The sequence below is a fragment of the uncultured Shewanella sp. genome, assembly GCF_947491715.1.
Lineage (GTDB): Bacteria > Pseudomonadota > Gammaproteobacteria > Enterobacterales > Shewanellaceae > Shewanella.
Genome location: NZ_CANLKR010000029.1, coordinates 32,394 through 55,746 on the forward strand (window position 1 = coordinate 32,394; position 23,353 = coordinate 55,746).

The following is a 23,353-nucleotide window of genomic DNA, read 5'->3' on the forward strand; positions in this document are numbered from 1 at the left end:
ATGAGTAATACGCAAACGCCCCTTGATGAGCAAGCATTTGAAACAGGCAGTCGCGGCGATCTAAAAAATAAATTTTCAGATAATAAAACCCCGACCGGAAATGATTTTGCTGATTTAATCGACTCAAGCATAAACCAGCTTGATGATGGTATTGAGGTTGGTTCGGATACTATAACCACGAACAAAAAGATAATCGTGACCGCTCCGGATGCACTAACAGCCTCAGTCGAAAAGAGCAGTTTTATAAGTCATGATCAGCTAAATATAGCCGATCAATTGGTATTGGCTGGTGAGGAAGGCAGTGAAGCTCTTAAGGTTTATCAGCGCTTTGAAGTCCATAAATCAGCAAGCTTTGACGGTGGTGTTGCGGTGGCAAAAGCAGGCGCTATGGGCGAGATCAATGCCCTTGATGTCACTGGTAATACTAAGTTGACGGGGAATATGAGTCTTAGTGGCGAGTTAACGGCTGACGGAGAATTAACGGCTAACGGACATATCCAGTTAAATAATGGGTTGGATGTCACCGGAAATGTTTGCACAGAGCAAGCGTTAACCGTACAAGGTCGAGCTGAATTTCAGCAAGCGGTCAATATTGGTGGTGTAGCATCAACGACTGCAGATGCATTGTTAAACATTCAAAACAAAGTCAATGGAACGCAAGATTTATTAAGATTAGAGGATACTACGGAAGATCCATCTCCGGTGGTTGTCAAAGGCAATGGCCGAGTCGGTATTAATAATGCCGATCCGAAAAATTTACTGGAGGTTATCGGTAATGTCAGAATTGGAACCAGCGAGACCATGGGGGGAATGGGTAACAGTCTATCGGTGGAAAACAGAGTGGGGATCGGCACGGCCAGTCCCGCTGCTATGCTGGATGTTGATAGTACTGGTGAAAATGAGCTGGTTAATATTCGTAAAAATGATAAAACCTTGGTTAAGATTAAAGTGGCTGAAAATGACAGTGATGCCGAAATTCAGTTAAATTCCCGTACCCAGGTTGATGGTGCGCTCACTGTTACCGGGCTTTTAACGGCAGGGTCTACGGATGTGAATGGGGCGCTATCAGCATCATCGGCAATTATCAGCGGCAAAAGTGATACCGGGAGCTTAGTGGTGGGGGGGCATATTACCAAAGTGAACGGCCCGCAGTCTGAGGCTTCAGCCACCTTTAATGTCGATGTTAATGCTAAGGGACTGACATCATTACAAGAAACTGATGTTTATGACAAATTAAATGCAAAAGCACAATTATCTGCGCAGAAGGCCAATGTCAGGGAAAAATTAGCGGTTGGTTTACCTGATGATAGCACTGTTGATGCTGTACTTCAGATCAAAGGGGCCGGAGCAGACAGCTCGGCATTGTTGGTCAGCGATTATGAAAACAAAGACGTTATTCGCGTTAAAAAAGCTCAGGTGAATATCGGTCTTGATAGCAACCAGGTGAATTTAACCGTTAAAGGCAATACTCAGGCAAACAGCTTAACGGTGACCGGTTTATCCAGCTTAACCGATACCAGCATTAGTAAGCACTTATCGGTGGGTGAGTCAGGCCATGATATTAGCAGTGACTCTGCAGAGCATGCTCGTTTTTGTCTAACCTCAGATACGCAGACTCCGAAAGCGATTCATGTTAAGTATAAAAATGGTGATACAGAGACCGATTTACTCTCTAGTCATGCTAATAAAATTGGTTTTCATTGCCTTATGCCTGAAGCAGATTTTCATGTGGGGGCGGCAAGTTTGTTTGATGGCAATGCCACCTTTGCCAGTGGTTTTCAGATCAAAGGAGCTGGAACGGATACAGCTTCATTTAGTGCAAACAGCACACAGGTGAGCTTAGGTACCGCTTCGACCCCAGTGCCTTTTAATATTTTTGGTAATACAGGGATTACTGGTGATTTGAACGTTAATGCCCTCGTTAATATCAATGAAAATACCTTTACCTTAACTCAGCACGCAGAGGTAATGGCTTTTAAAATAAAACATAGCCAAAGCCCTGACTATATCCATGCCTTGGCCGGTAAGTTGGCCATGAATACGCCACTGTCTGATTATCACTTTGCTTTGCAGGGGGATGCCAAAATAGCCGGCCGTTTGGTGATCGAAGACAATAACAGTGAACTGACTGCACTTGATGTTACCGGATCTGCTGTTATCACGGACCAGTTCAGCCTGCAGGGTGCAGCGTTTTTAAATGATGCGGTTACGGTTAACGGGCCCTTGACTGTCAGTTATAACGGTTTGACTGATAATGTAGCCACTGAATTTGCGTTGAATGTTAACGGCCATGGTGCCATCAGCCAGTCATTAACCGTTTCCGATGCGCTTATTGTTGACAACGGCCTTACTGTGAGTGCTAGCGGCACGTTTAACGATAATTTGAGTGTCTCAGGCGCTGCGGATTTCAGTCAAACATTAACGGTGACGGGGAGAATAACCGCAGAAGATGAGTTACATATTCAAGGAAATAACGACACCGGATTGTCAATAACCGTGGATAAAAGGGCGGATTTTCGAGATAACCTGATGGTATCCGGTGATATTGGCTTTTCAACTCTAACACCTGAAGCCCGTTTGCATATTCATCAAACCGATGCCAAAAAAACGGCGTTTAAAATCGATGGTGTTGGGGGAGATGATCATGGTTTGATTTTCAAGCAAGGTAAATTGGGCATAGGCATTGATGAACCCAGTGACATGCTAGAAGTGGCGGGCACTGCCAAGGTTCATCAAGATTTACATGTCAAACGGCAGGCCTATTTAGATAACTGCTTATATGTCGATCAATTAGCGACCTTTAGCAGTAACATCAAAGTGCATGGGGTGTCTGAGCTTAATGGACAGACGGTGATCGGTGATTTACATTGTCCAGATAATGATGAAGCGAGAACGGCGCAGCTATGTGTATTTCAAAATAATTATGCCAGCGCGTTTAAGGTGATGTTTGAAAATGACAGTCCAGTGGTGTTCTCTGATGGCAAATTGGGTGTGGGAACGGAATCGCCAACAGCTCAATTAGATGTGCGCGGCAAGGCGGAGATCCAGGGAGGGGTATTCGTCAAAGACGCTGTAGAAATTCGCGGACCATTGACCCTGTATCATGGGGCGGATGTTTGGGGGGATGTGGTACTTCATTCCGATCTAACGGTAAATGATAATACTGTGCTGGAAGATACCTTAGATGTGAGAGGGCAAACGAGGCTCGGTAATACACTCGATGTAAGTCGAGCGGGGCGTTTTTCCAGTACCTTGGATGTGACTGATAATGTGACATTCAGTGCGAATTTAGAGGTGAACACCCTGACCCATTTAAGAGGGGACTTGACCGTTTCCAATGTTGATGCAGCGGTGACTTTGACCCCGCCAACACTGCTTGAAAATACCTTAACGGTGAACAGAGCGAGTCGACTTAAAGGCAAAGTGCAGTTGGATGACACACTTGCCATTGGGGGAGATATCGATAAACCGCTGGCGCAAGTTCATTTAAAGGCGACCTCTGAACAGGCGGCATTGATTGTGGATATAGTCGGAACTTCTCAGTCGAATGCAGTCAATCAAGCTGACCTTGTTAATAGTGAGAGCAGGGCGCTCACCTTAGATGCCAGTGGTCGTTTAGGGCTGAATTGTTCAGTGCCTTCAGCGACGCTTGATGTACAAGGGGATGTCCATATCTCATCAGCATTAACGGCAGATAAAGTGATCTTACAGCAAGCGCTAACGTTTGCAACGGGTCATGAGATCACCAATGTGTCTGATGATGTCACGTTAGGGGGAGATGACAGCTCAGATGCTATTTTACCAACACAGGCTGCAGTGAAAACCTATATTGATGAGAAGGCTTGGGGATTTGGCAACAGTCAAACATTGATCATCAATAATCAAACGGAATTCGATGCTGTCTTTAATGGCGGCGAGCTGACATTTGTACCAGACAATACCACTATTTTACTCTTTCCTCTTATGAGGCACAGTGCCGTCAGTCGTGAGTATCTTTTGAAAAACCCAGTGAGATTAGGTACAGGTGTGAGTGTGATAGGTTTTAATGAAAAGAGCACTTATATTGTCAAAGCAAACGGGGCTTGCCGTTTTATTATCCAAGGGGATAGCGCATTAGCTTTGGTTGAAGGGATTAAAATGAGCGGCTTCACCTTTGATGGAAAACATTATCTTTACTCTGGATCGGGTGGTGCTTTTGAGCTCAAATATGCTCGATATTGTCAACTTAATTGTCGTATTATTAATCATAAATCAGCATTAGATGGCGGTGCGATTTATGCCCATAGAGAGATAGAAAATCATACTGTGAGCGATATCGAAGCCTTGAATATTCAGTATTGCAGTGCAGAAAATAATGCGGGAGGCGGTGCATATGGTTTAGCCGATTCAAACATATTCGCAAGAGACTGTGTGGCTAAGTACGGAGGAGGAGCCGCTTACTGTCATAACAGCAAAGTGCAATCCATCAATAATACCGCATCGATGCAAGGAGGTGGCGCATACCTGTGTAAAAACCTTATTTGTGAGGGCTATTGGAAAAGTAATCATGCTACAGAAGGTCAACATATTTACGCCAATAATTGTCAATCGTCAGCAGAGGGACATCATCATGACGAGAAATATTATTGGCATGGATTGTATCTTGATGGACCGATTATTCATCATAAACACTATTGGCGTACTGATAATATCTAGGCTAAGTGAAAAGAGAATGGGTATAAACCATTAGCCGGGAGATCGGCTATTTATCCCCAACCGATTGAAGGTGCAACTTGAATCGTTCGGGGAGAGATCAATAGTAGAGGGCTAGAACCATGTTATTAGCCATTGATAACCTGCACTTGGATATTCAATATCACCGTCATAGGCCAGAAGATGCCACCGAACTTGAACAAGTGCTGAAGTCTTTAGTGGTGTCATCATTTGAACAATTGTCGTCAGATATATGGGGAGGAGTTGATAATAATTTGAATGAAGCATTATTATTGCCTGATATTCATATTGACTTGCCGCAAATTGATTTTAATGCATTTATGCAAACTCCGATGGATTACTTTTATCGGTTTATTTTTCCTAAAATAGAGCAAAGTGTAAGACAGTCTGTCGAGCTGGGCATGAGACAAAGTCGTCATAATGCTAGTCAAGCTCAACTCGTAAGCGGGTGGCGGGAGATAAAGTCTGGACTCCTGTATTCTCGCGGCATCTTTTTTGATGTGAATACACAACAGCTCACCTCAAGATTGTTAGCCGTATTACTTCAATGTTTACACTCAAATTCGAGTAATCAACAAGCATTAAAATCGTGGATATTATTACCTAAATGCCGAAAAAATATGGCCAGCTTATTGGCAATCCAGAAGGATATCTCCGACGCAGCGGTATTAATACCCTTGTTGTTTTCACAAGAATACATCGAGCAGCAGCTACATTGCTTCTTGCATCCAGTGTTATCAGTAAAAGTGAAGCAACAAATGTGGCAGCTTTACCTAGAACATTTAAGTTATTTTTCTCAACACACTGCTAAATCAATGGAGTATAAAAAGCAAGCCTTGTTGTTGTCACTGCAAACCTATGCGTTAGCACTCACCTCTAAGCAAGACAAGCATCAAGCTAAGCTTGATCACATCATGGGGCAGTTACGTCATCATTTAAAGCAAGGGGTCAATACTCGGTTATTTAAGGCGATGATAAATTGGATCAATATTGTTGAGTACCAAGGCATTAATGAAGGAGATATTACTGGATTGACTCGTTTATTGGATAAATCACCTTGGGTGCAGCCGGTAATCACGCAGCCTAAGTGGCATAATTTTACTGCGGTGAAAAAAGCATTAGGTTTGTTATTACAGAAATTAGCGTATTTATCGCGCTTTTCTGGTACAGATCTTCAATTACAAGTAACACTGGCTGCAATAAAAGAGTGGTTACAGCAAGCGTGGGTTTTGCCTGCGGATATTATTGAGAGCACGCTGAAAGCATTGGCTTTATTTTCTGAAAAACCTAGCGAAGTGACCGATTTTCATGGATTAGAACGTCGTTTCTCTGCAGTATTGAATGCGCCCTTAGCCTTAAGCAGAAAAGAGATTATCTCTGCGATTAACCGAGTATTATCATTTACTTACTTACCTTTGGGATTATATGATCGATTACATAAGGCATTAGATAGGATAATAAAGAGCGATGAGACCTTCAGTTTACAATCCCCTGAATTAGCGCTGCTTGCTGAAGTAAAAACTTGGTGTCAGTTAGCGGATAATGTGACAACACAAAAAAGCGTATTAGTCAGTAAAGATGAGCGATTATCTGAAGATGAGATAGGCCTTTGGCAAGGACTGGTTTCGTGTTTAAACTCGATTGATTTTTCTGAGGATACGTTTGTTTTAACCATTGATGACAAAAAACGCCTACAGCCGCTATTGTTGGCTTTGCAATTTCTCAAACAACATTTACCTACGCCTCATTCGTTATTAGTGAGTCGCTTTTTACAAACAAGTGATGATATCGCTTTGCAGAAGCTAATAATGGCACTGTCTTCATTGGAGAAAGATCAAGGCGCGAGCACTGAGCTCCTTGATGAGTCAAATGAAGATATTAGTCAGAATGAAGGTGCTAGGTGTAAAAGAGCAGGCTTTGACTCTTTTTATCAGATTGAGCGTAATCTTGCTCAAAAAGTCGCTGGTTTGTTAGCGCGCTTTATTCAGCAACTGGGTGGGGACAATGAATACCATCAGATGATGAAGTTGTTTCACTCAGGGCTGAGCAGATTTACTGAAGAGCCATCGATGAGTGTTTTTTCCGAACATTGCTTATACCGAGAATGTGTACATTTATATTTATTTATTAGTAGCTTACAACTTGTTGAACCTGATGAGATATTTTTTCTCGATAAGTTTAGCAATGCGTTGAAAAAGCAAATATTTGTTTTGGAGAAACGAAAGCAGGATGTCACAGCTGAGGGGGAGAGCTGGTGGTTGCCCTTGGTTACTGTGAGTTATGAGCCGAATATCGCAGTTGAAGAGATGGTATTAGCCCTTAACACCAGCAAGGAAAAGATGGAGAAAGCAACCTCGGAGCGTGCTGATGAAGCGTCATTGATTGAGTTTAATGGATTTGATGCGAGTGTGCCTGATCCCGTTATCAATATTGCGGTTTTGATCCGTCAGCAAGCCAACTTATTAGTCTCTGTACTGGCGTTACCCATTATGACGCTACAAAGCAACAGTCATTATTTTAATGCCATAAAAACCTGGAGTGAGCGCAGTCTTATGGTATTAAACGTCAGGCTTAAAGAGGCTAAGCCTGAAGACATGGAAAGAGGCAAAATACTCCTCCATTCGTTACAGCAGCTGAGCACCTTTTTATGCAATAAATTGTTAACACAGTCAAGAAAACAGCTGTTGAACGATAGTGTGTCGAACAATGTGACCACTGCAAGCGTTCCTAACAATGTTGCCAGTGCTGGTGTTTCTAACAATGTTACCAGTGAGAGCGTGTCGAACAATGTCGTCAGTGCTGGTGTTTCTAACAGTGTGGCCAGTGCTGGTGTTTCTAACAATGTTGCCAGTGCCGGTGTTTCTAACAATGTTACCAGTGAGAGTGTTTCTAACAGTGTGGCCAGTGAGAGTGTGTCGAACAATGTTACCAGTGCAAGCGTTTCAAACCGTATTGCCAGTGTTTCTAGTGTTTCTAATGTTTCGAGCAGTGTTGTTGTCAGTGATAGCCGTCTTTTAGGTCAATGTTTATCTGTCGATCATCATGCACTGACTCGAGTGAGTCAACTGAATGTTGCTGAGATTGCGCTTGCAACGGATCATGATCAAATTGCAAAGCAGTTAGCCCCTTTGGCGCCTTATCATCAAGGAGCGGCGCTCAGTTTAGAAAGATTAGCAAGCTGTCAGTCTCAGTCGTTATCGATTCATGGAAAAGAGCATTTGCAGGCTTTAATGAAAGCATTAGCCGTTAAAAGCCAACAGATCCACTTATTACAGAGGGAGCAAGAACAAGAGTTAATCAGCTTAGATGGTGGATTATTGCTGTTATGGCCTTTTTTACAGACTTTCTTTAATCAGTTGAGCTTATTGACAACTAATGAGAAGGGGGAAATGCGTTTTGTCGATGAGTCAGCCCAGTTAACAGCACATGCATTATTGGTACATATGTTGGTAAAGTCGTCGACAGAAAGTGTCTATGTTGTGGCGAATCTACTCTCAGGCTTAGAGCCTGATACTTGGGTTGAAACCGAAATCGTTCTTAACCAAGAGGATAAAGCGGCTTGTGAGCATTTACTACAGGCGGTGATTGGTCATTGGAAGGCATTAAAAACCATGCCTATTGGTAGTTTTAGAGACATGTTCTTATTCAGGCAAGTGCAATGCGTTAAATCAACGTTAGGTTATCAGTTAGTGGTGGAAAAACAGGCGCAAGATGTGCTAATGACGAAATTACCTTGGGGGCTTGGCATGATAAGCCTACCTTGGTTGGATAAACAATTACTGCAAGTACTATGGTAGAGGATTAACTATGGCAAACAGGGATCATGAAGCAATATGTCAAGAATGTGAGCAGCCTATTATCAATAGGCCCAGTGGTGAAGACTATGATTATTTAGACGATTATGATGAGGATCTTGAACACATTATACATCGCCATGACACTCATGATGAACATTATCAAATGCTGCAAGTCCAGGCTGATAAGAGGCAAAATAAAGCTGAATGGGCGAAATTAAAAAGCATTCACCATGACTTGAAAAAGCACATTAGGCCCTTACTGGAAAATGCGCAACAGGTACTCTGCGAACATGGATTTCACAGTGGGATAACGGAAGAAATAGTCACCTTAACACGCAATGACATGAGTACTTCATTTGTGGTGGCAGTGATCTTACATATTGCGGATGTGCCTGTAAAAGAAGGGGAGGTGGCCAGTAAAAATATTCATTCTCATAATATCATTCGTTTCTATAGGGTGGCACAAGAAGACAATATTGAATGTCAGTTCAGTAATAGAAAGATGCAAAGTCGAATATTTCCGCTTCACTCTTTTCATCAAGACAGCCGTCACCAACACCATGATAGCCATTATCAACACTATGATAGCCAACACCATGATAGCCGTCATCAACACCATGATAGCCAACATCAACACCATGACAGCCGTCCTCAATACCATGATAGCCAACATCAACACCATGACAGCCGTCATCAATACCATGACAGCCGTCATCAACACCATGATAGCCATCATCAACACCATGACAGCCAACATCAACACCATGACAGCCAACATCAACAAGACCAAGGCAGCTATCATCGTGAAGAACGTCATACACACCAAGAGATCCATGACATTCTTTCGGATTTCATTCGCTATATTCTGCTTTCTCGGCGTGCCGAAATGGTGCCCTTAGCCTAAAGGATTGACGCAATGAGGCCGCTCATATTCGCTAGTGGTAGTAAGCGGCGCTTAGATTTCGTATTGGGACGACAGAAATAGGTAGTCAGTGTCATTGTGCTAAAAGTGAAGAAACTTGTGCATTTTTCGAAGGCGCTGAAAAGCAGTTAATTCTATTATATTGTTATTCAAGCATTGTCTCTGTCATTATTCAGGTACCATGTAAAAAATACTGATATAAGTATTAGTATAAGCATTAGTATAAGCATTAATATAAGCAAATCTTAAATGGCGGAGCCTGCCTGGAATTAGACTGGAATTAGACTGGTATTAGGTAATGGCATTATTCTCTATTTATTTTTTGTTTATTCTTTATTTATTCTCTGTTTGTTAATTCTCTGTTTATTCATTCAACTGTATCGCTATTTTTATTCATTTTCAGTCAATGGGTGAAACCATTTTAATGGCTTCCATTACGTCATGTCTTTATGCGTTTATTCATTTTTAGCCTTATTCCTTTTTGATTTGTTTTTTATTATTGTCAATAAAGGTTAAATCCATATTAATGGCAAAGTTTAGGTGGGAATTTTATTAGGTGAGAAGTTTAATAGAAAAGTTAAGAGGAAGTGGGAGAATAAAACTAAGGAACAAAAAAGCCCTATTTAGGCCCATGTTTGAATAGGCAAGGCGATTCAATATTAATTACAATCATATCCAGTACTAGTACCGAGTACTTTTCAATTTTCAGGTTGTTTATTGTTTATTTTAGCATTTATTTTTAGCTATTTATTTTTATAGAAGGGATGTCGATGTCATTTATTTCAATACAAGCTGTGATAACGGCAGAGGGGCAGCGCCAGCTCAAAGCGGCGCACAGAGCAAACAAGGTGTTGCAACTGACTCAAGCTAAGGTTGGAGTGGGCGCGCCGAATGCGCCTCGCGGCGATAGACCCATGGGGGTGATGTCAACGCTTGAGCATGTTTGTCAACGTTGGAGTGGTGAGAATGGCCTGACGATTACCCCAGAGCAATTGGCGCAAGGGCAAACCAGCTGGCAGCTTATCATGAGGCTTACCGATGAGCAGATCCCGACACTCAAAGCGGATTATGATATCTATGAAATGGGGTTTTACTTAGCCGATGGCAGCTTGTTTGCCCTTCTGGCCAGTGACAATCCGCTACTTGAGAAGCGTTCAGGGACTGAACTCAATGTGAATGTGACATTGGCATTAACCCAAACATACATAAAACAAGGCCAAATAAAACAATTACCGATAAAAAAAGCACAAGTGAAGCAGCCGGAAGAAACATCGACGCTGAGTACATTGAACAATGCTATGTCGCTTGTAAATGCTATGTCCACGGTGAATGATGACTTGCTTGTGGAAGGAGGATTTGAAGTCAAGGGCAATGTGGTTTTAGGCCAGGCGGCCGATACCTTATTGTTATTTAAAGGGCAAGTGATCACCAAAGCCGACTTGAATATTGAACAAAATATGATTTTGTTTGGTGACATGACCTTGAGCCCTTTTAGTCAAATCAATAGCAGCACCTTTCATATTTCAGGCGGGAATAGCGCTTGCAAGTTAGTGTTAGAAGCGGATAAGTCTGGCACCAATACCAATGCACATCCTGAATTATTATTACAACAGCAAGGTGGCTTAGCGCTTGGCAGTATTTCTCTTAATGGTGACGCACTGATCATTAAACATGGGGCGTCAACTGATAGCGGGATCCGTTTAGCCACCAGTATGGATAATGATCTTAATAACGCTGTTGAACGCTTGGGTATCGATTCGGCGGGTGATGTGCGTATTCATGAAGCGCTCAATGTGGATGGCGCTTTGACAGTAAAAGGGAGTACGATTTTAGGGGATGGTGATACAGACGAGGTGACCATTGAAGGCATGTTAATTTCCGCTCATAGCAGTGATCAATTAGAAATTAATGATGCAGTGCATGTCAGCGAAAGCCTTGATGTTGATGGTGCACTAACAGTGAATGGGGCTTTGACGGTTAACGGGAATACCAATTTAGGGGACAGTGACACCGATGAAGTGATCATTAATGGTCAACTAAAAACCACAAATAGCAGTGGCAGACTTGAGGTGGACGATGCGCTATATGTTAGAGAGGCATTGGATGTCAGTGGCAATACCACGTTAGGTCTTGAAGATACCGATGAGGTTAGGATCAGAGGACAGCTTAAGTCCAATCACAGCAGTAATGCTGTTGAGGTTTCTGACGCATTGCATGTGAGTGAATCTTTGTCTGTAGACGGTCAGACTACACTGGGGAATGAAGACGCGGATAGTGTCACCTTTGCTGGTGTGCTTCAATCGGTGCATTCCAGCGGCAGTCTGGAGTTGAATGATGCATTGCATGTGAGTGAAACTTTATCTGTAGACGGCAATACGACGTTGGGGAATGAAGATACGGATACCGTCACCATTTCAGGTACGTTAACCTCTGGGCACAGTAGCGGAGAACTTACGATTGATGATGCTGTTAATGTGAGTGGTGCGATGACATTAGGCGATTCTTTGCAGTTGGGAGCCAGTCAAACCATAACGCATATTGCTAATACGGCTCAGGTAACACCCAGTGATGAGGTCTTATTAACTGAATCTGCCATTCATCAGATTTTACCTAAAGGCAGTATTATCATGTGGAGTGGCGCCAATATACCCTCTGGTTGGGCGTTGTGTGATGGGGACAGTGGGCGTCCAGATTTAAGAAATCGATTTATTGTTGGTGCGGGCAGTTCTTATAATGTTGGAGATACGGGAGGATTGAATGAAGTTGTACTTACGGAAGGTGAAATGCCCAATCATAGCCATGTTGTGACTATTTCTGAGGCTGGTGAGCATACGCATACTATTACCATTGATGCAGACAAAGGAGCCGCTGGGGGGGAGGTGACACATGGTTTGGATGGTTCAGAAGGAAAAGAAACAACAGAAACCTACACATCCAGTTCCAAAGGAGAACATACACATTCAGCTTCAGTAGACTCTAGCGGATCGAATCAATCCCACGAAAATCGGCCACCCTATTATGCCTTATGTTTTATTATGAAACTGATGGGGTAATTTTATAAGGTTTTATTATTGTTGCGCCATTCAGGCACTTATTTCTATTTCATTTCGTTTTAACTTTTTATTTTAACTTTAAGGAGAGCATGATGGCAGGATTACTATCGAGTTTATTTTCAGGTAGCGTTGCCGAGCCTGTGGCCGCTATAGGATCGGTACTGGATGATTTATTTACCAGTGATGAGGAAAGATTGAATCTGGAAATGGTCAAGCAGCGACTGGCGCAAAAGCCTGCTTTAGCCCAGACGGAAATCAATAAAGTTCAGGCCAGTCATCGCAGTGTGTTTGTGGCTGGGGCGCGGCCCTTTTTAATGTGGGTTTGTGGGTTAGGGTTTTTATTTGCCTTTGTGATCAATCCCGTGTTGCAGTGGTTGTTTCCTGATGTGGGGACACCTGAGTTGCCCTTAAATATTATGATGGAGCTCACCTTGGGGATGTTAGGCCTTGCGGGACTCAGAACGGTTGAAAAATTAAAAGGAGTGAGCAAATAACGTAAAATCAGCCATGTAAAATAACTCATGTACAGAGGGCGAAGGACAAGCGCGGTGAAAGCGCCATTGGAATAGCACAAGTTTAAACCTTGTTGGCCCCACTTTTGAGTTGTTAACCCTTTTCATTTTTTCACCTTTCACCTTTCACTTTTCACTTCTTCATTTTTTATTTCTTCATATACCGAAATACCGCTTGCTAACGTGCTTTTAGTGAATGTTTAAGCGGCTTAATACTGGGTTAGCTCATAAGGAAAGGGGTGGTTATGCTTGATGATTGTTTTAAAGCCCTTAGTTTAACGCTTTTAGGGGGGATCTTGCTGTGTGCTCAGCCTTCAGTGTTATTAGCCCAACAAGGGGGACTTCAAGCACAGAATGACTTGCCTGATGAATTTGAATTAATCACTCGTGATCTTGTGTTTGATAAAACAAGGCAGCGTGATTGGTATCAAAAACTCAATTATTACCTCGATGTCGCACATGAGGTGAGGCAAATAAGGTTAAGCCGAACGCCGACGAACTTGGCATTTAAAAAAAGTGAGTTAGACGCCCAATATGATGTCAGTACTGTGTCTTTCACCTTGGGCGGGAATCTGTTTAAGCGTACCTCGGTCTATGCCGATGTCATCTATGAGCAATTTACGCTAGAAGGGGAAGTGGTTGAACACACTCAAAGTGATCTCGCTATCATTGAGCCGCTCATGTTCCGTCGAGGTCGGGGGCAAACGGAGTTATTTGTTGAATATGATGTGGGCCAAGGGGGGAGTGTCGGCCTAGATGGGTATTATGGACAGAGCCAATATGCAAATAATGAAGGTGGTGGCAGTTATCTTGATCAAGAGTTTGGTTTTGGCTTGATGGGCGCTTATCGGTTCGATTTTGATCACAGCGATCTCACGCTTGAGTCAATTTTCAGTTATCGGCAAGTGTTACCTGGGGACAGTGATTTTAAAAATGTGTCCCAGCACTTTTATAGTGTGCTAACTCATTATCGTTATCGATTTGATTTTGCGCTGGAGTGCGATATTTATGGCCGACTGTCTTACTACCCCGCCTTCGATCCCAATAGCTTTTGGGATACATCCTTTCTCTATTCTGTCGGGAGTGAACTCCGTTATCGTTTAACGCCTGCCATGTCGGTCTTTTTTCGTATCGAGCAGGCACAATTTAATAGGGGTGGCCAGATCAGTAGCGCCTTACTTAAATTCGAGTATCAGTTTGGTTTGAAACAAGGCAAGCGCCGAGCACGTCGCAATAAAATCCCTCAATTATTAATTCGCTAACAAATTTTGATGATTTGATGGGATGAATCGTGATGAGTAACGTCATTGCTATTGGTCTCGTTTGTGGAAGGGGTTTATGGGCAGTTGTATTTTGATGATTTGATGAGATGAATCGTGATGAGTAACGTCATTGCTATTGGCCTCGTTTGTGGAAGGGGTTTATGGGCAGTTGTATTTTGATGAATAGAATGGATAAATGATGCCGTTATTATTGGCCTGTTATGCGGGCGCGGGGGTGGGGTTACTCTTAGGTGTGATCATGGGAAGCAGTGTCACTCCAACGGTAGCGACCCTACTGAGTGTGCTAACCAGTTTACTGGGGGCGATGTTAGGCTTAAATGATGGTCACTTTAGTGCGGCCAAAGCCATGAGGTTGGGCAGTTTTGGCTTTGCTTGTGTGTTGGGGGCCTATTTGGGCATTTATGTGCGCAGTCATAATACCCTTTCGCCTTCGCTTTTTGAGCTTAAAAGCCGCTATTTAGCCGTGGGCTTTAATGAACAGCAAGCTATTAATTTGGTTCATATTAAAGCTTTCGGCACACCGTTGAACACTGAGCATGCAGTGGCTTCTGTTAACCAAACTGTGGCAGCCGCCCGGACTCAGAAAAATCAAGTTGATCCTGAAAAGCAGCTCAGTGAGCCGGCGCTTAAGCCATCTGCAGCGCCGGTGCCTGCATCGACGGCGTCTTCGGCTGCAATGGCGCCAACAACATTTGCTCACCAGCAGCATGCAAGTTTGCTCTTTTCCGCCAGTGTTCAAGCCCAAGCCTGTGATGAATTAATGAGTACAGATGACTCATTACCTCTGGATGAGGTGATGAATAATGTTGAACTTACCGGTGGGCAATGGGAAGTTTTAGCCACAAATGTTCGCCAGCATATTGCCAGTGAACATCAAAAAGCGCTGTTGTTATTGGTTAAACACTTAGTGTGTGAACTGCCTGTACCATGGCGCGCTGATGAAGCAATGACTGAAACGGCCTGCCTGTCATTGAGGCGTATTCAACAAACTTATCATAGTGATCTGTGGTTAACGCACCTTGCTACTCAACCACTCTGGCAACCCATTACTGAGCATATTCAACAGCAGAATGTGCCCACGAGTGTCAAGTCAGCAAGCCTTAACTATTCTTCTCCTCTTTTATGCGAGTCAGTGAAATGAAATGTCATTATTGGTGTTTAGTTTGCCTATGGGCTGCGTTGAATGTGCAAGCCGAATTTGATCCTGAAACCTTGAGTCAGTCGACAGTGAGGGTGCAAGTTAAGGACAAAGGACGCTTAGTGTCCGTGGCGAGTGGATTTGTTTGGAAAACACCGTCTCAAGTGGTGACGTCTTTACATGTGATGCAGGACAGTCCCAACAGTCAGATCATCATTGAATTTGGTAAAAAGCGACGTAAGGCTAAGGTTAAGGCGGTATTGATGGAGGCGGATCTGGTGTTGCTGGAAGTCAGCCGTCCCATCAAAGAATGGCGACCTCTAGAGGACTTCGAGGGGGAGAAACCGCCTTATAAAACGCGTATCACCGCCCTTGGGTATCACCATGGGGCATTGGGCATGAGTACCAGAGAGTTATTGAAAGGCTATGCCAAACCGGAAATATTGCAGCAGTTATTGCCTCCGCAAGCGGTGGCTATTTTGCAACAAACCAATATGCCCAGTGTCACTTTACCGATTTATTATTTAGATGGCAGTTTATTACCCGGCTACTCAGGTGCCCCCGTGGTTGATTTACGTGGGCGCTTGATAGGCATTGGTAATGGTGGACTGGAAAATGGGGCGGCGAATGTGAGTTGGGTGATCCCTGCATCATTTTTAACCGCGTTAGAGCAATCGAATAAGGCAAGCTTGCCGAATAAAATGGCGCAAAAGAGTCTATTATTTTCGCTAGACAGACGAACGATAACACCGAAAAAAGCCCAATTACAGTCCCCTAGAAAGCGTCATGATAACAATCCATTTAATTGGTTTTTTGCCTCGGCGGTGGCCAGCCCTTTATGGGAAAAGGATCATGACTTTTCTCCTTTTGGCGTCGATTATCAGGAAGTGACTTATCAGCAGTTTCGCTTTATTAAGGTCAAGCAGCGACGTTACGCACAAATGATAGCATCATCCGGCACCCCTAAGTTGCTCAATCATGTGTTAACCATTTTTAGTCATTTCTTTCCCGACATTAGCATTGATTATCAAAATCAGTTATTTGATGTGTATACCGATCCCCATTATGGATTAAATATTGTGGTGCCTGCGGGGGCTGAGCTGATCACCGATGATGGTTTTTTATTGGCGAAGGGGCAGGGATTGTGCCGTACTTGTGCCTTTGAAATTCAATATCATGCTCGCTTGCTCAGTGAGGAGCGTCAATTAAGGGTGGTGAAAACCCCGATGCGTTTTTTAAATGATATTGCCGATCAACATTGGGAAGAGCTGAATCAAGAAGGGGATTATGATGAATACAGCCAATTACGCCAAATTGAGCGAGCAGGGAGCTATCGTTATGTATTAAGGGCGGTATTTTCAGACTTTTTAGAGCCTTTTAAGGATAAATTTGAGTTAAATTACTATTCTGCTGCCATTAGCCGTAATGCGTGGTTTCAAGCTCAGGGGATCATTAATCCGTTTACTGTGTCGTTTGTCAGGCAAATTAAGCGCAATAAGGGCTTAAATTGTCAGCAAGCAATGCTATCGAGGTTACAACATGATTTTTGCAGACAAGTACTCACCGCATTTCATGTACTCACTAGCACCCATTTAACGTCTTTTTCGAATCGCATTTTTACCCCTGAACCCTTAATTCTTAATCCTTAACCCTTAACTTTGACCCCTGAGTGTTGGCTCTTGGGGCGCTATCTCTTTTATTTTTTATATTGTTATAGGCGTATGTATGAGAGTAAAGCAAATTCGCGTGCTGTTGTTGTGTTTATTGGTTGTGATTTTACCTGCTTGTTTAGAAGAGGGAGTCACAAGGGGCGATAAAAAGTGGTTGTTAAACGCATCCATTCTTAAGGGGCAATTGAAAAAGGCCTCCGTTAGCGTGTTTGATAATCAAGGTCATTGGCTGTGGAAGGGGGAGTCTGATAGTCAGGGGAAAGTCTCTATTCCCCTTTTTAGTCAGCTGAGTGGTGAGTTATCAATAGAGGTGGTGGCAGGTGACGAGACGCGTATGCGGTGTGATGCTAAAACCTGTGTTGATCAGAGTACGCAAGTCATTTATCAATTTAATGACATCATGCCAAGTGTGGGATTAGATGCCTTGAAATTATCAAGCTATGTGGATTTAAAGCATCTCAATGATAATCAAAATCAAATGACACAGGTAAACAGTTTAACGCATTTAGCGAAAACCTATTTAGATACTGCAACCCCTATACTGCTTGAGCGAGAAGATGAGGATTTTGCGCGGTATGGGCAATATGCCAGTCAAGTGATTTTACGGGCATTAGGCTTGGTGCTACCCGGTGATGTGGATCTGTTTTCTTTATCGCAAATTGATTTAAATGAAACAGTGCAATTTGAAGGAATGAGTGAACAGTTAATCTTATTGAGTTTAATTAATGCCAGTTTTTCAAGTGACATTCATGCCATTAATGACCTCTCTTTAGCATTACAGGCTTTTAGCGTGGATCCGACCAATCTTCAGCTGCAAAATACATTAGAGCGTGTTCAAAAAGGCGTATTAAAAGCAACTGAAGCATTAACCACGTTACCTGAAATGCCTAAGGTGCCGACCAAGGTGGCCAACCAAATTGACACTGCAGCGACGACACCGCTGGATTTTAGTGCGTTGACACAAGCGATGATATTCAATCCCCCAGTGCCTGATGACAATGAGATCAAGCAGATCAGCGCATCAAGTAGTCACTGGTCACCCACAATCAGTAATATCAGAGAAAAAACATGGTGGTGGGTGAGTCAAGAAGAAAGTGGGGTCAATGAATGGATCCAATTGGATTATGCGCAATCCATTCGACCAAGCTATTTCAGATTGTCTGTAGATAAACGGTTTCAAGGTGTTGAGCTTAAATTACAAGGGAGAAGTATTGAGGAGCCTGTGTGGGTAGACTTAACGGATAACTTATCTGGCTCCCTTACCGCTCAGGGACAGCTGGATGAGAAGAACACCCTAACCTTATTGTCCCCTTTGGCACTTTCTGCTGCATATTCATCGTTTCGCTTGTACTCCTTACCCCCAAATGTCATTTGGCTCGAAGCCTTTTGTGTATTCATTGGCACTGATGAGCCCGAAGGGAGGTGTGTCAATGATCCATCAGTGCAGCCGGAGTCGGTACTGACATCCTCATTGTATTTTTCACCCAAAAACGTGATTGAAGATCAAGGCCATTTTTGGTTAAGTGGTATTGCAGCAGGTGAGCCGCAGTGGTTATCAATTGAATATTTTAATGCTTTTCAGGCGCAAAGAGTCCACTTGAGTGCGCACAAGGATTATTTGGGGACTCAGCCCGTCATTCAGGGGATGGACAGCCAAGGGGAGTGGCACACTTTACTTGAGCTGGATGTGAATGCATTACAAAAAGAAGCGAATGATAAGGGGATCTTATCCGTTGATTTGCGATTAGATGCGCATCAAGCCTATCAAAGGTATCGATATTACTCTGATGTCACAATATTTGTTCAACTTTTCTCTTTGACTTTTACTCCATAAGGAAGATGACATGATAGATTTTACGTTTATAGAAGCGTTAGAAGGCAACACGCTTAATGCCTATGTGCCGGATCCTGAGCACAGTCAGTCAGGGGTGACGATAGGTTGTGGATTTGATCTGGGGGCGCGTTCCCGTTGTGAATTGGAGCAGGTATTTCCCCCTGAGCTGGCCAAAAAACTCACGCCTTATGCTGGGTTGAGAAAACAGCAAGCTCAAGCCGCCTTAGTGAGTTCACCTTTGGCGCTATGCTCAGGTGAGGTGTCTGAAATTAACGGTTATGCAAAGAAACAGGCTCTGGAGCGACTTGAATCCTTATGGCAAGATTCCCATGGTTTTGTGCCTTTTGATTGCTTACCTTCACCTTGTCAAACTGTGATTGCCTCGGTGGCATTTCAATATGGCAATTTATCTATTCGCACGCCTAACTTTTGGCGTCAGGTGTCATCCGGTGATTGGTTTGCAGCACTTGAAAATTTACGTGATTTCAAAGATATGTATATGACTCGTCGTAACAAGGAAGCCGATTTATTAGAATCTTGGCTGATAAAAGGTGAAACGGCTTAAGTCTATTTAATCATGGATTAATGTCACTTTTATCTCGCTTTCCTCCATTTCCCTTCGATAACTCTGTGCCGTTCATGTGTGAGTGGCACGCTTTTAAAAGTCTGTTAATGATGAAAAATGTATTGAAAAATAACCGCCGTGGCATCCTGCTATGGTTGCTGACTTGTGCGCCATTTTTGCTTGAGTCCAGTGAGAATATTGGTGATGAGTCAAATTTATGTGGTGATATTGGCTTATTCAGTTTCAATCGTATTGCCAATCGAACTGTGATGCAGTGTGGGGCTTATCAAATCAATGAATTCAGTTATTCTGTGGATGCAATATTGACAAGCACCACAATGGAATATCGATTTCATCAAGGCAGTGGAACGGATGGGGATGGCAGTGATGAGAGCTTAATTCCCAGTGGCGATTTACTCAGTCCTGATGGGCTAGAGCAAACGGCATTTTCGAGTGCAAGAGGCAGTGCTGGCTCGACGAATGATGGCAGCGATGTGCTTGTTCAGCACAATCTAGTGTCTTCAAATATTATATTTAATTTCAATCAGTTTACTGAGTATTGGATAGAAGCCAGCGCGCCTCTTTTTACCCTATCGATTTGTTATGGTAATGCACCGGGTCCTGATGCTTATGGCAAAGATGATGGATTTTTATCATCGGGTGAGCAGTTCTTTCATGTCGATGCGACCCTGATAAGCCCTCACTTAGAGATTATTGGCGTCACTGACTTATATCACAATCAAGTTATGGTTAGGGTGAATGCGAGTTTAGCGGCAAGTGTTTATTGGTTGGTTATTCCAAAGGGGGAGGTGGCGCCCAGTGCCGAGGAGATTGTCAGTGGAACGGATTATGCCAGTGTGGAAATTGTTGCGGCGGGAAACCTTTCACTGACGGCAAATGATGAGACAGAGTTGGTGGTGAGCGGATTAATAGAAGCCACTGAATATGATCTTTATTTTGTTGCTAATGGGGATTATTTAGGTTGCATTGCACCCAAAGTCAGTGTGACAACACCGCCTTTTATTGAAGGCGTTCCTCCATTAACAGTGCTTCAAGATCAGCGATATGCATTTACGCCTTTCCACAATGCTGTCGATGCTAATGCATTAACTTTCTCAGTACTTAATGCGCCGACTTGGATGCATATCGATTCGGTAACGGGGTTGCTGTCTGGCACACCTAATAATGGTGATGTTGGCATCTATCCTAATATTGTGCTGTCAGTGACGGATGGAATAGTGAGTGGACAGTTACCGGCTTTTGAATTGGAAGTGATCAATGTTAACGATTCGCCTGTGATCTCAGGTAATGCCTATCCTTTGGTTTATCAGGATGAAGCCTATACTTTTACGCCAGTGACACAAGATATTGATGGTGATAGCTTAACCTTTAGTATTGGCAATAAACCCGATTGGGCAATGTTTGACGAAACAACCGGTACCTTATTCGGTACGCCGACAAATGATGATGTCGGCATTGATTACGATATACGGATCACCGCCTCTGATGCAGAGTTGCAGGCCAGTTTAGTCTTTACCATTACAGTGATTAATGTTAATGATCCGCCAATAATCAATCCACTACAGCCGATTTTGGCTTATCAAGATCAGGATTATTTTTTTCAGTTTGAGGCGGTGGATGTTGATGGCGATGGGCTCACTTTTGACATTGAAAATAAACCTAATTGGGCTAGTTTTAATCCGTTAACGGGGGAATTAACCGGCACACCTCATAATGATGATGTGGGGATTTATTCCCATTTGATTGTTACCGTCAGCGATGGACAAGAGATGAGCAGTGGAATATTTTCGGTGGAGGTGGAGAATGTCAATGATCCGCCCTCAATAGTGGATGAGCAATTTGTATTAGTGTCGGGAAGCCGTATTCTATTTACGCCCAGTGTGGTGGATATTGATGATGATCCTTTAACGTTAGTGATCGCCAAGTCGCCCACTTTTGGTTATTTAAGCGAGGTGAATGGTCAATGGTATTATCAGGCCGATGCCGATTTTGTGGGGCAAGACAGTTTTGATCTCCGTGTACAAGATGATATCGGTGCAGTGGCGACAGCCCAGTTCATTGTGGATGTGGTTGAGGCCCAGGAGATAGTGCAAAATGATGTCATCGAGCAAGATGAAGCGATTGATAAAGTGTATGTGCTCGATGTGTTAGATAATGATTATGATGAATCAAATGAGCACATTAGCTTAGTGGCTTCCATCAGCATCGATGGCGTGGCCAGCGTGGATGACAGTGTGATTAAGTTTACGTTAACTAATCAAAATAATCGTTTTGTGACAATCAATTATATTATTAAAAACGAAAATGGCCATTTTGCCTATGCGCAAGTGAATTTAGTGATAAGTGAGTAATGTTTCCTAAATGCTAAATTAAGTCGGAACTAGTAGTGTCTCTTTCTTAAATTCTAGCGTTGGATAAATACAGGTTCGATAAAAATCCGCCTCATTTTATGAGGCGGATTTTTTTGTTTTTAGGGTGGGTAAATTGAGGGAAGCTGGGTGTTGGGGGATGTGTTAAATTGAAAGTACCCTGTCACTTTATATATTTAACCTCAGATCGGTTTTAGGGCTATAACAAAGTATGCTCTTGCCGATCGTAATTTCTCACTCTTGAAAATAACATATTGGGCTAAGTGACCGTCCTTGGTACGGCTTTAGGAGTGACAAGCTTTGACAGCAGGTATCATACTAAGCTGCTATCTTTATTTTATGCGAAGAAAAACACCAGCTAATAAATAATTATCTATTAATTTCGCTTACTAAATAAAAGGGGATGTGATGCCTGCCTATGAAACAAAAAAAATAAATACATCGCTTCATCAAAGCGTCAACTTTAAACCGTTAACCAAGCAAAAATCATCTCAACATCTCGGCCAAAAAGTAACTAAAGGCCCAGGTCACAGCATTGCCCAGTTGCAGATAACAGCCGCAGCGGATCAAAATAGCGCTGTTGCTCATTCTACTGCTCAGATGCAAGATAATTTAATCCAAGGTGTTGGGTTTTTGGGCAGCAGGCCTGAAGCTGTGACACAAAGGAAGGGTATAGCTAATAACCATTTTTCTGAATTGAATTCTCCTGCAACGATGAAACAGGCTATTCAGCAGAAAACTATGGCACATATTAACGGGTGTGGATGCTCCTCCTGTTTAAAAACTACTCAACTTAAATCTAAATTTCTAAACCAATCAACTTCTCTTTTTACGCAGCCTCTACAATTCACCAGAAATAATCGTGAGGAATTTACGAAGCAACAAAAAGTCGCCATTCTGAAGAAAAATAAGGCTAAAAAGGCTAATGGTGGCTTTCATACATGTGTACATTGTGGATTTCAGCATGCCTTAGTCAATTACGCCACATTAAGTGGGAGAAGGACAGGAGATGGTGGTTTTCAGATAGATCATATAAAACCGGCGTCATCAGGGGGAAGAGCAATCGCCAAAAATGCGCAAGTGTTATGCGGTACATGTAATACCTCTAAAGGTAATAGGAAAGTAATCACTAGTACTGGTATGAAAAAATACAAAGGTTGTCACAGGGGGAGTTCTGTAAAAAATTACTTAGTAAAAAGGAAAGGAAAGTAGACTTGATGAGGAAAGAGGTCTGAGGGGGATGGGTGATAGGGACAAGGCACCTAGTCAGCGAGGAAAGTTAATAACAACATCTACAAGCCATTGAAAACAGCTTTTAGCCACAGTGTTATCATTGACTTAAAGCGGGTGTCTCAACATGATCAATCATATCTGTCGCGATGAACCATGACTGCACTACATGTATTAATCTAGCGTAAACGACCTATACTGTACCGCTAACTGTTCATTCAGGCAAAGAGACACCAATTCAACCTA

Annotated in this window: 12 protein-coding genes; all 12 read left to right on the top strand. The window is 42.9% G+C overall.

Annotated elements, in window-relative coordinates; genetic code table 11:
- Positions 1-4,695, top strand: a complete 4,695-nt coding sequence (locus Q0779_RS17535; RefSeq protein WP_298774542.1) for a hypothetical protein — start codon at positions 1-3, stop codon at positions 4,693-4,695.
- A gap of 119 nt (positions 4,696-4,814) precedes the next feature.
- Positions 4,815-8,510 carry a contractile injection system tape measure protein gene (locus Q0779_RS17540; RefSeq protein ID WP_298774544.1) on the top strand — a complete coding sequence of 1,232 codons (3,696 nt, stop codon included), beginning with the start codon at positions 4,815-4,817 and terminating at the stop codon, positions 8,508-8,510.
- 10 nt (positions 8,511-8,520) lie between these two features.
- Complete coding sequence (locus Q0779_RS17545; RefSeq protein WP_298774546.1) at positions 8,521-9,414, top strand: hypothetical protein; 894 nt, start codon at positions 8,521-8,523, stop codon at positions 9,412-9,414.
- 788 nt (positions 9,415-10,202) lie between these two features.
- On the top strand, positions 10,203-12,485 hold the full coding sequence (locus Q0779_RS17550; RefSeq protein ID WP_298774548.1) for a tail fiber protein: 2,283 nt from the start codon (positions 10,203-10,205) through the stop codon (positions 12,483-12,485).
- A gap of 92 nt (positions 12,486-12,577) precedes the next feature.
- Positions 12,578-12,979, top strand: a complete 402-nt coding sequence (locus tag Q0779_RS17555; protein ID WP_298774550.1) for a 3TM-type holin — start codon at positions 12,578-12,580, stop codon at positions 12,977-12,979.
- Between the two features lie 263 nt (positions 12,980-13,242).
- The gene (locus Q0779_RS17560) at positions 13,243-14,259 is read left to right on the top strand and encodes a hypothetical protein (protein ID WP_298774551.1); all 1,017 of its coding nucleotides are present in this window, start codon (positions 13,243-13,245) and stop codon (positions 14,257-14,259) included.
- A gap of 199 nt (positions 14,260-14,458) precedes the next feature.
- A complete protein-coding gene (locus Q0779_RS17565) occupies positions 14,459-15,421 on the top strand; it encodes a hypothetical protein (protein WP_298774552.1) in 963 nt (320 codons plus the stop codon).
- Positions 15,418-17,067, top strand: coding sequence for a serine protease (locus Q0779_RS17570; RefSeq protein ID WP_298774553.1), 1,650 nt, complete (start codon positions 15,418-15,420; stop codon positions 17,065-17,067). The genes Q0779_RS17565 and Q0779_RS17570 overlap by 4 nt, the downstream gene beginning before the upstream one ends.
- A 76-nt stretch (positions 17,068-17,143) precedes the next feature.
- The gene (locus Q0779_RS17575) at positions 17,144-18,922 is read left to right on the top strand and encodes a hypothetical protein (protein WP_298774555.1); all 1,779 of its coding nucleotides are present in this window, start codon (positions 17,144-17,146) and stop codon (positions 18,920-18,922) included.
- A gap of 10 nt (positions 18,923-18,932) precedes the next feature.
- The gene (locus Q0779_RS17580; protein WP_298774557.1) at positions 18,933-19,487 is read left to right on the top strand and encodes a pesticin C-terminus-like muramidase; all 555 of its coding nucleotides are present in this window, start codon (positions 18,933-18,935) and stop codon (positions 19,485-19,487) included.
- 107 nt (positions 19,488-19,594) lie between these two features.
- Positions 19,595-21,859, top strand: coding sequence for a putative Ig domain-containing protein (locus tag Q0779_RS17585; protein ID WP_298774560.1), 2,265 nt, complete (start codon positions 19,595-19,597; stop codon positions 21,857-21,859).
- A gap of 426 nt (positions 21,860-22,285) precedes the next feature.
- The gene (locus tag Q0779_RS17590) at positions 22,286-23,089 is read left to right on the top strand and encodes an HNH endonuclease (RefSeq protein ID WP_298774561.1); all 804 of its coding nucleotides are present in this window, start codon (positions 22,286-22,288) and stop codon (positions 23,087-23,089) included.
- Positions 23,090-23,353 lie beyond the last annotated feature (264 nt).

Bases quoted from the DNA above. Each gene is read 5' to 3' on its own strand.
- Q0779_RS17535 (WP_298774542.1), top strand. From the start codon at position 1: ATGAGTAATACGCAAACGCCCCTTGATGAGCAAGCATTTGAAACAGGC.
- Q0779_RS17540 (WP_298774544.1), top strand. From the start codon at position 4,815: ATGTTATTAGCCATTGATAACCTGCACTTGGATATTCAATATCACCGT.
- Q0779_RS17545 (WP_298774546.1), top strand. From the start codon at position 8,521: ATGGCAAACAGGGATCATGAAGCAATATGTCAAGAATGTGAGCAGCCT.
- Q0779_RS17550 (WP_298774548.1), top strand. From the start codon at position 10,203: ATGTCATTTATTTCAATACAAGCTGTGATAACGGCAGAGGGGCAGCGC.
- Q0779_RS17555 (WP_298774550.1), top strand. From the start codon at position 12,578: ATGGCAGGATTACTATCGAGTTTATTTTCAGGTAGCGTTGCCGAGCCT.
- Q0779_RS17560 (WP_298774551.1), top strand. From the start codon at position 13,243: ATGCTTGATGATTGTTTTAAAGCCCTTAGTTTAACGCTTTTAGGGGGG.
- Q0779_RS17565 (WP_298774552.1), top strand. From the start codon at position 14,459: ATGCCGTTATTATTGGCCTGTTATGCGGGCGCGGGGGTGGGGTTACTC.
- Q0779_RS17570 (WP_298774553.1), top strand. From the start codon at position 15,418: ATGAAATGTCATTATTGGTGTTTAGTTTGCCTATGGGCTGCGTTGAAT.
- Q0779_RS17575 (WP_298774555.1), top strand. From the start codon at position 17,144: ATGAGAGTAAAGCAAATTCGCGTGCTGTTGTTGTGTTTATTGGTTGTG.
- Q0779_RS17580 (WP_298774557.1), top strand. From the start codon at position 18,933: ATGATAGATTTTACGTTTATAGAAGCGTTAGAAGGCAACACGCTTAAT.
- Q0779_RS17585 (WP_298774560.1), top strand. From the start codon at position 19,595: ATGATGAAAAATGTATTGAAAAATAACCGCCGTGGCATCCTGCTATGG.
- Q0779_RS17590 (WP_298774561.1), top strand. From the start codon at position 22,286: ATGCCTGCCTATGAAACAAAAAAAATAAATACATCGCTTCATCAAAGC.